This is a genomic window from Shewanella sp. 10N.286.51.B2 (genome assembly GCF_041469265.1).
GTDB lineage: Bacteria > Pseudomonadota > Gammaproteobacteria > Enterobacterales > Shewanellaceae > Shewanella.
Genome location: NZ_JBFRKH010000037.1, coordinates 19715 through 35703 on the forward strand (window position 1 = coordinate 19715; position 15989 = coordinate 35703).

Sequence of the window (15989 nt, forward strand, 5' to 3'; positions counted from 1 at the left end):
TTATGCTTAATAAGCACTGTCATGCACATTTTTAACGGCACGGCCTGATGGGTCGTTAATGCCTTGTAAGCTTGCATCCCAAAGTAAGGCTTCAGGGGTTGAGCAGGCTACCGTTTTGCCTCCTGGCACTGTTTCGGCTGCGGTTTCTAGGGGGAAGAACTCTTCAAAGAAACAGCGGTAGTAATAAGCTTCTTTAGATTCTGGGGTGTTGTATGGGAATCTAAATTTAGCATTTGCGAGCTGCAAGTCATCAACTTGTTCTGCGGCAATATCTTTTAGGCCGTCAATCCATGAATAACCAACACCATCACTAAATTGCTCTTTTTGACGCCATACCACTTCATGGGGAAGAGCGTGTTCAAAGGCTTCACGTAAAATGTTCTTTTCAATGCGGCCATCTTTAGACATCTTGGCTTCGGGGTTAATGCGCATTGCCACATCCATAAACTCTTTATCTAAGAATGGTACACGGGCTTCTAGTCCCCAAGCTGCCATGGCTTTGTTAGCACGCAAGCAATCAAATAAATGTAATTTATCCAGCTTTCTGACTAATTCTTCATGGAATGCCTGTGCATTTGGCGCTTTATGAAAATACAAGTAACCACCAAATAATTCATCAGCCCCTTCGCCTGACAGTACCATTTTAATACCCATAGCTTTAATTTTACGGGCCATTAAATACATAGGTGTCGCCGCACGAATGGTGGTGACATCATAAGTTTCTAAGTGGTAAATCACTTCTTTAATCGCATCTAAACCTTCCTGGAAGGTGAAATGAATTTCATGGTGAATAGTGCCAATTGAATCAGCAACTTTTTTGGCAGCGATTAAATCTGGTGCGCCTTCAAGTCCCACTGCAAATGAATGCAGTTGCGGCCACCAAGCATCGGTTTCACCGTCGTTTTCGATACGATGCTTAGCATAAGTTTGAGTAATCGCTGAAATTACCGATGAATCTAGGCCGCCAGATAACAATACCCCATAAGGGACATCAGACATTAATTGACGTTTTACAGCGGCTTCTAGCGCATCACGTAATTCTTCTTTGCTGGCTGGGTTATCTTTTACTGCGTCATAATCACACCAGTCACGGTGATAATACTGGGTTAAATCGCCATCTTTTGAGAAATGGTAATGGCCTGGTTTAAATTCTTCAACGGTTTTACATACTGGCATTAGAGCTTTCATTTCTGATGCAATATAGTAGTTACCTAAGCTATCGCGGCCTGAATACAATGGAATAATCCCCATGTGATCACGGCCAATTAAGAAGGCATCTTGAGTTTTATCGTAAAGCACAAACGCAAAAATACCGTTTAATTTATCTAAAAAATCGACACCGTATTCTTGGTATAAGGCCAAGATAACTTCACAATCAGAGTTGGTTTTGTAGCGGTATTTGTCGCCTAACTCAGCTTTCAGTTGTTTGTGGTTATAAATTTCACCGTTAACCGCCAGCACAATGGTTTCGTCTTCACTGATTAATGGCTGAGCGCCATGATCGACATCGACAATGGCAAGTCTTTCATGGGCAAGAATGACTTTATCATCGGCATAGACACCAGACCAGTCTGGTCCACGGTGACGCAATAGCTTAGACATTTCTAAAGCCACTTGACGCAATTCTTTAGCGTCTGATTGGATATCTAAAATCGAAAAAATTGAACACATAATGTGGCTCCAGCAAATATCAGGTTAAATCTAATTTAAAAGGTCACTTAAAATTGATGATTACAAACTTAAGGATCTGTATCTGAAATCTACTTTGACAGCATTTTTATCAGTGTACAAACTCTTTTGTTGAATTATTCTTGTTAAATTAGCCTTTTGGTGCGGCAAAATCTAACTTTGAGGCTATCTATTTTGAGGATCGTTTAAATATAGTGAGTTTTTGTTGAGGTATCTATATTTAACGGTGTGGATATAGACTCAGATTTTATGATTATGGAATCAAAATTAATAAATAAAAAATCAATAAAAACATTGTTATTTTGGGTGTTATTTGTACAAAAATGCCGCTTTATGATTAACACAAAACGGCATTGCTGATTTTATCTTTTTATTGGCATGCTCAAATTAAGCGCCAAGTTCACGAAAATTTATTTGGCCCTAGTTGGTTATTGACTCAGTTTTCGCTGGTCGAAGGCGATTAAACTCAGAAGCTTCATAGTAACCAGGCCAATCTTGGCTGTTGGCTAATGTTTCTGCCGCTTGGTAGTACACGCTAATATCTTGCAGCGCGCCTGATAAGTCCCACTCTTCACGGTAATGATCACAGACGTTGTGGTAGCAGCCTTTCATTAACTTTTGCATTTGCTGTTTGTATTGGGCAGTTTGCTCATCTAACGGCACACTACCACCACCGGCAAATACAGCTGGGACACCGAGTTTTGCAAAACTGAAATGATCTGAGCGGAAAAAACCACCTGATGCAGGATTGCGTTCACGGGTGACCGTTCTATTTTGCGATGTCGCTATCTCTGTTAAATAGCGTTCAAGTTCAGATTGGCCTTTACCCACTATGGTGTAATCTTGGGTTTTACCATAAACATTGGTGCTGTCTAAATTAAATACCGCCACCGATTTATCAATAGGATAGATAGGGTTCGCGGCATAATAGCGTGAACCTAATAAGCCTTGCTCTTCACCTGTGGTGGCAATAAAGGTAACTGAACGTTGTAAGGGGTTTCCTGCTTTTGCCTGTTTGGCAAACTGGCGGGCAATTTCCATAATACCCGCGGTGCCAGTGGCATTATCAAGTGCGCCATTGTAAATATTGTCGCCGTCTTTAGTTGGGTCAACCCCAAGGTGATCCCAGTGAGCTGTAAATAACACATGTTCATCTGCGGCATCGCTACCTGGTAAGGTGGCCACAACATTGTAACTGTCGGCATACTCTGCCTTGCTGCTAAAGGCGATATCTGCGCTTTGCTTAAGATCGATGTTTATGGCGCTGTTAGCGGCTCTGGCCATTAAAGTATCAAGCTCAAAGCCTGATTTTTTGAATAAGGCAGTAGCGCTGTCCATGGTTATCCAACCTTCAACCGCAATGCGCTCATCTTGTACCGCTTTACTGAATACCAAGTCTTGCTGTGGACCTGTCCAGCTATTTTCAACAACTGACCATGGATATGCCGCAGGTGCAGTATCGTGAATGATGATAGCGCCTAAGGCGCCTTGGCGGCTGGCTTCTTCGTACTTGTATGTCCAGCGACCGTAGTAGGTCATTGCTTTACCGTTAAACTTTTTCGATTCTGGGTTAGCAAAGCCTGGATCATTAACTAATATAACGGCAATTTTACCCGTCATATCAAGACCGTCATAATCATTCCATTGGTATTCTGGAGCGTTAATACCGTAGCCAACAAACACTAATGGGGCATTGCTAATATTGACTCCGCCTTTATCATGGCGGGTGATTAGGACGATGTCTTTGCGATATTTAAGCTCAATGCCGGCTAAACTGACCGCTTGTTGCTCACTGGCGGTGTAACTGACCATGGGCACTGGTTGTAGATAACTGCCTTGATAAGCCCCTTGTAAGCCCATTTCTTCAAAAGCTGCTGTTAGGTAATCTAAGGTTAATTTTTCGCCGTGAGTTGTTGGCGCTCGGCCTTCAAATTCATCTGAGGATAAGGTTTTAATATCTTGTCTAAAACGCGCTTCATCAAAAGTGATGGTGCTGGTTTCTGCTGCTAATTGCTGACTTTGTAAACTTTGATTGGTATCAGTACTTTGTTGGCTGCAGGCGCTTAAAAGGGTAAGTGCGCATAAGGGGAGTATTTTCTTCATAGGTCTTATTCCTATTGTTATCGTTTTTATGTGTTATTGCAGGTTTACAGGCTATATTTGTAGACGATATTTCAGACAAAACTACAGCGGCATAAAGGCAATAAAGATTATTGTAGCCGCATAATGAATCAAGCCTATGCATCACACAAGAGCATAGGCTTGAAATTATGTTACCTAATGTTAATCAACAGGAAATAATGGCTTAAACCACATCAATATCGCCTGCGCATTTGAACACATGGTTAGGTCTAAATGGCTCTTTATCAATATCGGTAAATTGACTAACGCCACTGGTAACCAAGATGGTTTCTAGTCCCGCTTGAAATCCAGCTAAAATATCCGTGCGCATGTTATCGCCAATAATGATGGTGTTATCTGAATGACCTTTTATGTGATTAAGTGCTGAGCGAATAATCCACGAACTGGGTTTGCCCACATAAAAAGGCATTTTGCCAGTGATACGCTCAATGGGTGAGCATAATGCGCCGCATGCAGGACTATAAGCTGGCCCGTGAGTATCAGGATTGGTGGCAATAAAACGCGCTCCTGCAGCTATAAATTTTGATGCTTTATGGATCATGTCCCAGTTAAATGAACGGGTTTCACCGACAATTACAAAATCAGGATTAATATCTGTGATGGTAAAGCCTGCATTGTAAAGTTCATGGGTGAGGGCGCCTTCACCAATCACATAGGCTTTACTGCCTTGTTGATGCTTTAAAAAGTCAGCGGTGGCCATGGCTGAGGTATAAAAACAGGTTTCAGGAACGTTAATGCCTGCAGCGCCAAGGCGATTTTGTAAGTCTTTTCCGGTTTGCACAGGGTAATTGGTGAGAATAACCAGTGGGTTGCCTTGTTCAAGTACCCGATGAATAAACTTGTCACTTCCTGGTATGAGCTTGTTGTCGTGCAGTAAAACGCCATCAATGTCGCAGATAATATTTTTCATTCACTCGCCTCGAGTCTTAATCTTTAATGCTATCCATAAAAGGTTTTTTGCCCATTCATACAAACATAATTTGCGCGATAAATCATCTAAATCAATCGAGGAGGTCGTTTTAATTGGCACAAAAAAAAGCACTGAATTGATAATATCAACTTCAGTGCTTTTTATACTTGCTTAGCTTAAATGCCTAGCGAGTACATTCTTCCAGTAGGTATGCTAAATGGCGATACGAAATGCCACTGTGCTGGGTCAAGCCCACTTCACAGGTTCTGTTAGCGTAGTAACCTTCTTTGGTTTCAGCTGGGATCAGCTTTTTAATATTACGCAGGGCGCTGGCATTAATTTCTGGTTTATAAAGACCTTTTTCACCGGCATAACCACAACAAGCAATACCATCTGGCAATACCACTTTTTCAGAACAGGCATCAGCAATGGCTTGAAGTTTTGGCTCAAGTTTCATCTTGCGGGCACTACAACCTTGGTGCAGGGTCACGCTAGATTTCTTGGTGATACTTGGTTTAATGTTCGGCAAAATATTGTCGTGCATGAACTCAACTAAATCTGTAATCGCTACTTTAGGATTACCGGTTAGAGTGCGATAAGTACAAGACAATGCGTCAACAAGCACAGGGACTTTACCGTTTTCGCTTAGCTCACTCAGGGTATCAATCAGTTCATCACGCTTAGCATCCGCGTTTTTGAAATCACCTTTTGACTCCCACAATTGGCCACAACACAGCTCACGAGTATTGTCTGGGGTGATCACGTTGTAGCCTGCACGTTCTAGCAAAGTCACAACTACTTCTGGCAGCGTTACCTTGTTAGGGTCTTTTGGTGTCGGGCCAAAAGTACGACCGCCACATGCAGGGAAGTACAATACCGTCTGCTGACCAGGAATATGAGCCGATGGTTTAGCGACTTTGCCGCCCTTAGGAAAGTCAGGATTCCAATATGGCACTTCTTTAGTGATCATACGGCCGACATTCATAATTGAGTTGGTGACACCATCACCAGTGATTTTATGAATAACACCTAAGGCGTCAAAGCCTGTACTGATCGCTTGGTTAACTAAACCAAAGTGATTAGCTTGAAAGTCGAGTACTTTTTGCTCTGTCGTAGTAATGTGCGGAGTACGCAATTTACGCACCAAATTACCCATGCTGTTGTCAACTGGACAAGCAATAGTACAAAGTTGACAAGCTGCACAAGTATCAATCACGTCATACTTTGAGCTGACGCGCATTGCTTCGGCGGCTTCTTTTTCACCCGATTGCTCTAAACGCTCAATTTCACGCAAGGTTGCGATACGTTGACGAGGGGAAAAGTTTAGCGCTGAAGTTGGGCAGGTTTTTTCACAAAAACCACACTCAATACAACGATCGACAAAGTCATCCACAACTGGGCAAGGTTTAATATTTTTAACATGAACTTCGGCGTCATCGTTTAATAACACACCTGGGTTCAATAACGTGGTTGGGTCGAAAATATGCTTAATTTGTTTCATTAACGTATAAGCATCAGCACCCCATTCCATTTCTACAAATGGCGCGACAGCACGGCCGGTACCATGCTCAGCTTTCATTGAGCCATCGTACTTATTAATCACCATTTCAGCCACATCTTCCATAAACGCATGGAAGCGCTTGATATCAGCGTCGCTGGCAAAAGTTGGGGTGATAATAAAGTGGAAGTTACCTGCCAATGCATGGCCGTAAATAACCCCTTCAGGGTAGCCGTGCTTATGGAATAGTGCGGTTAAATCAGCCGCAGCTTGTGCAAGGTGTGGTAATTCAAATGCCACATCTTCAATGATAACTGAAGTACCTTTTGGGCGCGCGCCGCCAATAATTGGGAATAACCCCGAGCGCATTGCCCAGTATTTACTAAATACCGCAGGGTCGGCACTGAAGGTAATTGGGCGCTCAGTTTTAATATGAGCTATTTTAGCGGTTACTGTTTCAGTGTATTGCGCTAAGGTTTCTGAGTCATTTGCGCGACATTCGATAAGTAAAATCGCCGAACCTTCAGGCAAATGTGACAACCACTCTGGCATGCCAGGTTTACCTGTTACGGCTTTAATCGATGCCCAGTCAAGTAATTCTACTGCTGCTACCGCATCAATGTTTAATGGTGGTACGGCACTAGCGGCATCTTCCATACTGAAAAATACTGCCATGGCAGAAGCTTTAAATTTCGCTTCTTCCACAGTGTGGTAGGTCACTTCATTAACGAAAGCCAGTGTGCCTTCTGAGCCCACAATCAAGTGGTTAATGATGTCAAATGGGTCGCTATAGTCAATTAACGCATTGATACTGTAACCCGTGGTATTTTTGATAGAGAACTTTTTCTTAATTCGCGCCGCAAGGGTAGGGTTATTTTGCGTCATTTCTGCTAAGTCCATTAACGACTGCAGTAACTCACCATGTGTTGCTTTAAATGCGGCTTTAGACTGATCACAGCCAGTATCAAGTTCAGTACCATCGGCAAAGATTAACTTAGCTGATGCAATGGTCTGATAAGAGTTTTGCGCAGTACCACAGCACATACCCGAGGCATTGTTAGCGACAATACCGCCAATTTTGGCAGAGGTTAAGGTTGCTGGATCTGGACCGATTTTCTTGTTTAATGGCTTTAAGGCTGCGTTAGCATCAGAGCCGATAACTGCTGAGCCTAAAGTGATTTTTTGGCTGTCTTCAGTGATTTCAATTTTTCTGAAGCCATCATGACCTAAGATAAGCAAAATACCTTCACCAATGGCTTGGCCTGATAAACTGGTACCAGCAGCGCGATAAGTCACAGGGACTTGATGTTTATTGGCAATTTCTAGCGTGGCTTTAACTTGCTCGACGTCATCTGCATGAACAACAATTTCAGGGACAATTCTGAAATAACTTGCATCTGTTGACCAAGCGAAACGACGTACAGGGTCGTTACTAACGGCATCTTTGCCTAACTTAACCAATAACTCATCCATGACTGTTTGATAATTAATAGTCATATTTTGTACTCATATTTTGTTATCTACAATGAGAGCAAGCAACCTGATGATTGCTTGCAATTAATTCAATCTTAGAAACCGCCCCAAGCGACTGCGATAGTACCAGCAACAAAGGCATAAACTAGTGCGATAGGCATGGTCTTACGAATGATTTCTGATTCGCGACCTGCCATGCCAACAACAGTAGCAGCAGCAACAACATTCATGACACACATCATGTTACCTGCGTTAGCGCCAATACCTTGGAGTGCTAAAACTAGCGCATGGTTCATTCCAATGTTGTCTGCAACAGAATATTGTAGTCCAGAGAACATCATATTAGAGAAAGTGGCAGAGCCAGATAAGAACGAACCGAAGATACCCACAACCGGTGCTGTCCATGCCCATACCGCGCCCATAGTGTTAGCCAGTAAGTCAGCTAGTGCTACAGGCATTGATGCTAAGTTTGCGCTGTTTTCACCTGAGTTAAGGAAAATTTTCACCATAGGTACTGAAGCACCTAAAGAAATAATCGTAGGCAGCATTGAAGAACAAGATGTGGTGAATGATTGCTTAATAGATTTGCTATTCATTTTGAATAATACAAAACCAATTAAACATACCACGATAAAGAAAATACCAGGGGCATAGAAGGTCGCAAAACCTGCTTTTAATTCAGTACCGAGTAAGCCAGTCCAGCTGATATTGAAGCTGTTTAAGAAGGCTTTGAATGGTTCAACAACACGTGACAAGACCAATAACGCAGCCATGATGAGGTAAGGAGACCATGCTGCCATTTGGCTGAATTTAGCAGGGGTAGCAGACTGCTCTGTTACCGCGGCATTATCAAAGTCAGATTCAGCAAAATCATGCCAAGGTTTTGATGGCAGTAACCAACCTTTTTTAGCTACAGGAATAACCACAGCCATGCCGACTAATGCACCAATCACTGATGGGAATTCAGGACCTGCAAAATAGTTAATTAACCAAGCGGGTACAGTGAATGCTAGGCCGGCAAAAATAGCGAACTTCCAAACTTGAAGACCTTCAAGGAAAGACTTGTTTCTACCAAAGAACCCGGTTAGTACGCACACCATGACCAAAGGCAATAAACTACCAGTGATTAAGTCAATGGTGATCATGTGCATTGCAATATACTGAGCGTAGTCAGCAAAATTACCGCCATGTTGGGCGATTTGAACAGCAGCCATGTTCACGCCGCCTTCAGTTAATCCTTGCTCGATACCAAATAGCACAGGCAAACCAATAGCACCAAATGACACAGAGGTTGAGTCAGCGATCAATGCCACAACGGCAGATGCAATCGGCGGAACACCCAGTAACACTAATAGTGGCGCACCAATCGCTGCAGGGGTACCAAAACCAGCTGAGCCTTCAATGAATGAGCCAAACAACCAACAGATAATAATGACCTGAACACGAGCATCAGCACTAATATTGGTAAAACCAGCGCGGATAGTATCCATTGCACCAGAATATTTAAGGGTGTTAAGTAAAAATACAGCACCAAAAATGATGGTGAGAGGAGTGAGTGCGGATAACAGTCCCTCTACCACTGAGGCGGCGATTAAAGTGGTATCCATTTGCCAAATAAATAAAGCAGCTAAGCCGGTAGCTACCATAGATATCGGCATCGCTTTCGATGCGGGCATACGTAATAAAACTAAAAACACCATGACACTGATGATTGGTGTCAGACTTGCGAGCAGTTGTAATATGGTCATGCGTACCTCTATTGGAGTGCATATTATAATATTTTAGATTTTTACTAGTTTAAGTGACTTTGTTAACGAAAGCGTAAACCCATTATTCGCTTTTGCTAAAGTGGCTACAATAGACTGCATTTAGGGATGTTGCTTTTTGATCGAGATCATCTAGATGAACATTGTTTAATACTCTAGCTCAAAGTGTGAGCTGTAATTGTAGCGGGTATTACTTATAGTGATGAAGATCTCATTTTTAGCGTGGTTACAATGCGATTATTCTGTGATTTTGTGTTAAAGAAGTTAAATTGTCTGTTGTGATTGTTTGCTGCTCAAGTATTTTATGGCTTTTGATAAGCCCCCCAAGGCTCTTTTTACTGCCTAACTGACGTCATCAATATCTAAGAACTCAATTTTTGAGTTAGCCCCAAAGAGGTATAATTCAAGGTGATTATTTAACGTTAGCTATTTTATCTCTTCAGAATCCGCCTTGTGGTCAAATCCGCTGACACCTTTATTTTATCGCGACTACCCGCTTTACATTTCTTTAACTTGTCTTGACGTAGTTTGGCTAGCTTTTCATATATGATGATTTAAAAACAATGTGTTGATTAAAAAATCATTATTAAAAGTGCGCAAGGTCACATTTTGATAGCGACCTAAACAGCCTCGAGATATCCAAATTAACAATAACAACTTCAGCAATAGGGAATACTGATGGATTACAATAAATCGCGACCAAACTTATTCACACTTCTCGTAACAATAACACTGGCGCTGCAAGCTTGCGGCGGTTCAGATGATAGTACTGGCTTACCCACAGACGAGATAGTCAATCCACCAACCAGCACACCGCCGCAGACCACTCCCACTGAACCCAGTTTAGGCGACTTTGTAGCATTTGGCCCAAGTGAGGTTGTTCGTATTGCCGAAGGTGAGTCTGGTTTTTTAGCAGATTTGGACAGTGGCGATCGTTTTGGCCGCGATCATGACAATGCCGGTGATATTAATGGTGATGGTATTGATGATTTGGTCGTCGGTGCTCGCTCGGATGATGACGGCGCAACGGATGCCGGTGCTGTGTATATTTTATTTATGAATCAAGACGGTACCGTCAAGGCAAATCAAAAAATCTCCATGGTGCAAGGCCGGTTTTCAGATAGCCTAGATGAGGGCGATTTTTTTGGTTATGGCGTTGCTGGCATTGGTGATTACAACGGCGATACTATTCCCGATATTGCCGTATCGGCGCCCGCAGCCAGTATACCGGCTGTGTACATTCTGCACCTTAATCGCGATGGCACAGTCAAATCCATGGTTAAAAATGGCGGTATTGTGGCTCAAGGTCTGAGCGCTATTGGGGATATAAATGAAGACGGTAAAATCGATTTAGTGGCCGCCCAACCCAGTAGTGTTGATGGTGGCAGCATTCAACTGTTATTTTTTGATGAAAATGCAGAGGTTATTGATGATGATATCGTCACCATAGGCAGCAATAAGGGTGGCTTTGGTGATGGGTTAACTGCCAATGATAGTTTTGGCGGTCGAGAGTCAGCGTTGCTTGGGGATCTTGATAATAATGGTACTCAAGAGCTCGCAGTCGGTGCATTTGAGTCAGACAGTGGTATGGGTGCTATTTGGGTTTTGTCTCTTGATAGCGACACTTATGAAGTTGTAGATAAACTGAAAATTGCTCCAGGTCTAGCAGGCTTTGATGAAACCATTCCCTTAGATTCAAACCCTAATGGCACTGCTGGTGGACACTTTGGCCATGCCTTAGTGGCAGCTGGTGATTTAAATGGTGATGGCGTGGCCGATTTAATCACTGGCGCGAATCAATATGGCGCAGGGGTGGGCTATGTATTGTATTTAAACCCCGATAAAAGCGTTAAATCTTATAGCCGCATTAATGAAACCGAGGGCGGCTTTGATTTATCTTTAGCTTCAGAGGAACGTTTTAGCCGCTCAATGTCATTGGTTGATACTAATAGAGAGCAGGGCACTATTACTGTCAACATGGGCGGCGGCGCAGGTGTGACAGGGGCAATATATGCCTTAAGGTTTCAAGCATGTGATTTTAGCATTGAAGCTGAAAATACTTTTTGGAGTGAAGGTAATACACTGTTTTCTAACTGGGATCATGGTAGTCAAACCGTAACCGATGCATTAAATTTTGAGCAATGTAGCGTTAAAGCCTTTGAATATAATGGCACCAATATAACGGCCAAAGTAGAGGATGGTCGCTGTATTATCAAAGATGCTAGTGCAGTATTGAGTATCAGCGATGAAGGCAGTCAAGCCTATCGCCGCCAATGCCTATGAAGCGTTTTAACTGTTTATTGAAAGCGTTTGGAAAACTAAGGTATAAATAAGGCTTAAGTAGCTAAAGTCTAATTAATAATGACTTAATTAAAGCAATGATTTATTACGGGCATGATTAACACTGTTTGTGTTCATCCTGCCCTTATTGATTAGGGCTAAATCGACCGGACGAGTCATCATAGTATATGAGTGACTACGGTCATCAATCCTGAGCATGTTACTGCACAAAAACAAAACGCAGTACTAATACTCAGTACTAAAATTAAGTACTAAAATTAAGTACTAAAATTAAGTACTATAGCTCAGTGACATGTTCGCCAAAATACCACACCTTTCGAAAAGGGCCTTTATTATCTTTGGCTAAGGCTTTGACATTGTTAACTAATACATCATCGGTAAGTAAGGTTCTGCCGACATTATAAATCAGTAAATCAATGGGCTCTGATACCGAGTAGCGTTTATTGATCTTCTTTTTATAGGTTTCAGAGGTGTAATCTTTAATGTCAGTGTCGCTAGGGTAATTAGTTGTACTGCTTGATGTGGCAGTGCTTTTGTCTGTGCTTTTTTCTGCGCTTAAGTCATTGCAATTAATGCTTTTAGGGTGCGAGATGGCTTTGGCCACATCTTCAGAGCAAGCCTCAGTTAATTCAAAGTAAATAACCTTGCCATCGGTCATGCATTTTAAATCAGGCTTTCCTTCTTCAGGGGACTGTTTTTCAACCGATTGAAAATTTAGCCCTGCAGCTGCTGCAAAGCGAACAAAAATGCTTTTTTCGATCTTACCTTTTTCATATTCAGAGCCCATAGGGTGTACTCAGCTTAAATTCAAATAACCTAATAAGTATAGCTGGCGAATTTAAGCTGCAAAGTTAACCTTACTTAGCGTCATGACCCTTATTAGTGCGATGATTTGTAGTTCAAGTTAAATATCTTCTTTATAAGATGGTTTTGCTTGAGCAATAAAAGCCGCGGCCGCAGCGGTTAAGGGTAAATTTTTACGCCAAATAAAGGCTAACTCCCAAGCGACCTGTTCAGCTAAGGGAATAAAAATTAATTTTTTTGAGGTAACTCGCTTACAAATCGGTGCCGGTAAGATGGCAAAAGCCATTTTGACTTTGGCCATTGCCGCCATAAACTCCCACTGCCCAGTTTGAGAAACTACATTGAGCTTGAAACCGGCATCTTGGCAACTTTGACTGATCACTTTACCGATAGAGAATTGGTCGTTGTATTGCACAAAAGGCAGTCCGGTGAGATCTTGCCAATGAATACAGCTGTGATTTGCCAGTTCATGCTCAACATGCACGCATACATTGAGTGGGTATCTTTGCAGCTGTAAGATATTAAATTCGTCAGTGTTACTGCATGGCAAAGCGGTTACGCCAATATCTAAACTGTCATTGAGTAGGGCTTTTTCGACCGCAACGCCGCCAACCTCCAACACATTGACATCAATGCCGGGATAAGTGCGAGTAAAAGATGCCAGCATATTAATAAACATCCCGCCAGTCATAGGGCTTAAACCTAAGCGCAGACGACCAATTCTTAAACCGGTTAATGCATTCATATCTTCATACATTCGATTCCACTGACCAACGATTTGCTGAGCGCTTTTAGCCAGCAATAAACCCGCTTCAGTGACTTCCACTTTTTGGTTGTTACGGATCAACAATGTCTGATCAAGGGTTTGTTCCATTTTTTTAATGGTTTTACTCAAGGTCGGCTGCGTCATATAAAGTTGCTCAGCGGCGAGGGTAAAGTGACCAACCTCAATCACAGTTAAAAAACATTGTAAGTTTTTAATTGATATGTTCATGCCAATATGGAATCCAGTAAGTAATTTTTTGTCATTTTACTTATTTATAACCTAAGAATATAGTCTATTCCATAGAAACCAGTTAACCGTTTAAATTGAAGGAATATGACATGACAGCATTCAAAAATTTATTTGCTAGTGCACTTTTTCTTGCTGCACTTCCTGAAGTAGCTGAAGCTGAAGCTAAAGAAATGCCAGCTGACGCTAAAGAAGCGTAATCAATTTGAGTTGTTAGCCTCCCCACTAATGGCTTACAAATTGATTGAAGATATTGATTCATTACATTTACTGCCCGCATCAGTTGTGTAAAATCAATAGCTTGCCAGATAGTGAAATATGAATGGCATTTATATTAAATATCATCACGTTTCACAAACAAAAAGTCCGTTGGCTAACCACCAACGGACTTTTTGTTTTTGGATTATTTATGATGATGTGTACTACCACCCCTTGTTAACGTTCATGTTCGGCTGTGACTTTCTTGACGGCAACAATGGTTTGAAATCCACCGTTTTCACTTGGTTCTTGTAATAGCCACAAAAAAGAGGCTTGGCAGCCTCTTTTAAATCACGTCTTTAATCTATGAACAGATTAAAGACCAAGATATGAGATTGAGTTAACCTTTAGTGATTAAGATTAAGCGCTTAACACTCAACAATATTTACTGCTAAACCACCTTTGGCGGTTTCTTTGTATTTGCTGCGCATATCTTTACCGGTATCCATCATAGTTTTGATGACTTTGTCTAGGGTGACTTTATGGTTGCCATCGCCGCGCAATGCCATACGTGAAGCGTTGATGGCTTTTACTGCGCCCATGGCATTACGTTCAATACAAGGCACTTGTACTAAGCCGCCAACAGGGTCGCAAGTTAAACCTAAGTTATGTTCCATACCAATTTCAGCTGCATTCTCCACATGTTCGACAGTGCCGCCCATTATTTCAGTGAGTGCACCTGCTGCCATTGAGCAAGCCACGCCCACTTCACCCTGACAGCCTACTTCAGCTCCCGAGATAGAGGCGTTCTTCTTATACAAAATACCAATAGCGGCCGCGGTTAATAAGAAGCGGCAACAGACTTCCTCATCAACTTCTTGAACGAAGGTGTGGTAGTAGCATAATACTGCCGGAATAATGCCAGCAGCGCCATTGGTTGGTGCAGTGACGACCCGATCGCCAGCGGCGTTTTGCTCATTGACAGATAATGCGAATAAATCAACCCAGTCCATGGCGGTTAATGGGTCATTGTTATTACGGCCTTCTGCTTGCAAGCGGCGATATAAAGCTGGCGCGCGGCGGCGCAGCTTTAAACCTCCGGGTAACATGCCTTCTTTTTGGTAACCACGTTCAATACAGGTTTTCATGGTTTGCCAGATATTCCACAAGCCTTGTTTAACGTCCTCTTCGCTGGCAATACTTAGCTCATTTGACATCATGAGTGAAGAAATACTTAAACCATTTTCACAACACAAATCCAGTAACTGCGCGGCAGAATTAAAATCATAAGGGGCGGATTTTATCGGGGTCGCAGGTGAGGCGTCACGTTGAGTGATTTCATCTTCGTCTAAAATGAAGCCGCCACCAACGGAATAATAAGTGCGCTCATAGAGGCATTCGCCTTTAGCAAAAGCATACAAGGTCATGGCATTGGCGTGAGCTGGTAGGCTTTTACGGCGATGGTAAGTCACCCCATTATCACGGGTAAATTTAACGAAACGGCCATCTTCAATTTTAAGGGTTTGCGAAGTGGAGACTTGTTCAAGAATGGCATCAATAGCATCGGTGTCGACGGTATCGGGGTCTTCACCCATTAAGCCCAATATGACGGCTTTACCGGTACCATGGCCTTTACCTGTTTGGCCTAAAGAGCCAAACAGTTGCGATTGTAGTTCGTCAGTTTGTGCCAGCAAGCCTTGATCGCTTAAGTGCTGCATAAATAATTTACCCGCTTTCATCGGGCCAACAGTATGGGAGCTTGAAGGCCCAATACCGATTTTGAACATATCAAATACACTAATCATTGTTATTAACCTTTAATCAGTTTTTATTATTTTAGTCGTTTAAATTTTTTGGCGTTTTATTCTAGCGCTCGCAGTGAGTAAAAATTGTGCGGCAATGTTAGTTATCTCCCTGTAACGGGTCATTTTATTGGGAATTTCCTTAGGGAAATTAAAATTTAGCGGCATAATGGCGTTAATTTGGCAGACTAAGTTTGCAATTAACTGCGATTATACCAAGCAATATAGCCTAAGTAGCTGGTATTTTTATCTAGAGCAATGGCGCCATTTAACTGCAGTATCCCATACTTTTTACGAGATACTTCATTAGATTTTCTTATGCATAGTGGTTCAGATTAGGTGAGTTTATTGCAGCGTCAGTTATCAAGGTGTTGTTTTTAAATTTATCAACAAT

9 protein-coding genes are annotated in these 15989 nt (G+C 42.2%); 1 reads left to right on the forward strand and 8 read right to left on the reverse strand.

What is annotated here, in order from left to right; translation table 11 throughout:
* Positions 1-6: 6 nt before the first annotated feature.
* The 5 genes from asnB to AB4140_RS09880 all read right to left on the reverse strand — a co-directional run bounded on the left by asnB (position 7) and on the right by AB4140_RS09880 (position 9460).
* The gene (gene asnB, locus AB4140_RS09860) at positions 7-1671 is read right to left on the reverse strand and encodes an asparagine synthase B (protein WP_102476607.1); all 1665 of its coding nucleotides are present in this window, start codon (positions 1669-1671) and stop codon (positions 7-9) included.
* 438 nt (positions 1672-2109) lie between these two features.
* Positions 2110-3792: a M28 family metallopeptidase gene (locus AB4140_RS09865; protein ID WP_372000784.1), complete on the reverse strand. Its 1683-nt coding sequence runs from the start codon at positions 3790-3792 to the stop codon at positions 2110-2112.
* A 202-nt stretch (positions 3793-3994) separates the two neighbouring features.
* Positions 3995-4741, reverse strand: coding sequence for an HAD-IIA family hydrolase (locus AB4140_RS09870; RefSeq protein WP_102436842.1), 747 nt, complete (start codon positions 4739-4741; stop codon positions 3995-3997).
* A 184-nt stretch (positions 4742-4925) separates the two neighbouring features.
* On the reverse strand, positions 4926-7736 hold the full coding sequence (locus AB4140_RS09875; protein WP_372000786.1) for an FAD-binding and (Fe-S)-binding domain-containing protein: 2811 nt from the start codon (positions 7734-7736) through the stop codon (positions 4926-4928).
* 71 nt (positions 7737-7807) lie between these two features.
* Complete coding sequence (locus AB4140_RS09880; protein WP_303503412.1) at positions 7808-9460, reverse strand: L-lactate permease; 1653 nt, start codon at positions 9458-9460, stop codon at positions 7808-7810.
* Positions 9461-10156: 696 nt separating this feature from the next.
* Between AB4140_RS09880 and AB4140_RS09885 the strand changes: the two genes are divergently transcribed.
* Positions 10157-11761, forward strand: coding sequence for an FG-GAP-like repeat-containing protein (locus AB4140_RS09885; protein ID WP_102519635.1), 1605 nt, complete (start codon positions 10157-10159; stop codon positions 11759-11761).
* A gap of 295 nt (positions 11762-12056) precedes the next feature.
* On the opposite strand, the gene AB4140_RS09890 is transcribed toward AB4140_RS09885, so the two are convergent.
* From AB4140_RS09890 to AB4140_RS09900, 3 genes are all read right to left on the reverse strand, one after another.
* Positions 12057-12566, reverse strand: coding sequence for a hypothetical protein (locus tag AB4140_RS09890; protein WP_102436849.1), 510 nt, complete (start codon positions 12564-12566; stop codon positions 12057-12059).
* Positions 12567-12683: 117 nt separating this feature from the next.
* On the reverse strand, positions 12684-13577 hold the full coding sequence (locus AB4140_RS09895; protein ID WP_372000789.1) for a LysR family transcriptional regulator: 894 nt from the start codon (positions 13575-13577) through the stop codon (positions 12684-12686).
* A gap of 644 nt (positions 13578-14221) precedes the next feature.
* Positions 14222-15598, reverse strand: coding sequence for an L-serine ammonia-lyase (locus AB4140_RS09900; RefSeq protein WP_372000791.1), 1377 nt, complete (start codon positions 15596-15598; stop codon positions 14222-14224).
* Positions 15599-15989: the final 391 nt, after the last annotated feature.

Bases quoted from the DNA above. Each gene is read 5' to 3' on its own strand.
- asnB (WP_102476607.1), bottom strand. From the start codon at position 1,671: ATGTGTTCAATTTTTTCGATTTTAGATATCCAATCAGACGCTAAAGAA.
- AB4140_RS09865 (WP_372000784.1), bottom strand. From the start codon at position 3,792: ATGAAGAAAATACTCCCCTTATGCGCACTTACCCTTTTAAGCGCCTGC.
- AB4140_RS09870 (WP_102436842.1), bottom strand. From the start codon at position 4,741: ATGAAAAATATTATCTGCGACATTGATGGCGTTTTACTGCACGACAAC.
- AB4140_RS09875 (WP_372000786.1), bottom strand. From the start codon at position 7,736: ATGACTATTAATTATCAAACAGTCATGGATGAGTTATTGGTTAAGTTA.
- AB4140_RS09880 (WP_303503412.1), bottom strand. From the start codon at position 9,460: ATGACCATATTACAACTGCTCGCAAGTCTGACACCAATCATCAGTGTC.
- AB4140_RS09885 (WP_102519635.1), top strand. From the start codon at position 10,157: ATGGATTACAATAAATCGCGACCAAACTTATTCACACTTCTCGTAACA.
- AB4140_RS09890 (WP_102436849.1), bottom strand. From the start codon at position 12,566: ATGGGCTCTGAATATGAAAAAGGTAAGATCGAAAAAAGCATTTTTGTT.
- AB4140_RS09895 (WP_372000789.1), bottom strand. From the start codon at position 13,577: ATGAACATATCAATTAAAAACTTACAATGTTTTTTAACTGTGATTGAG.
- AB4140_RS09900 (WP_372000791.1), bottom strand. From the start codon at position 15,598: ATGATTAGTGTATTTGATATGTTCAAAATCGGTATTGGGCCTTCAAGC.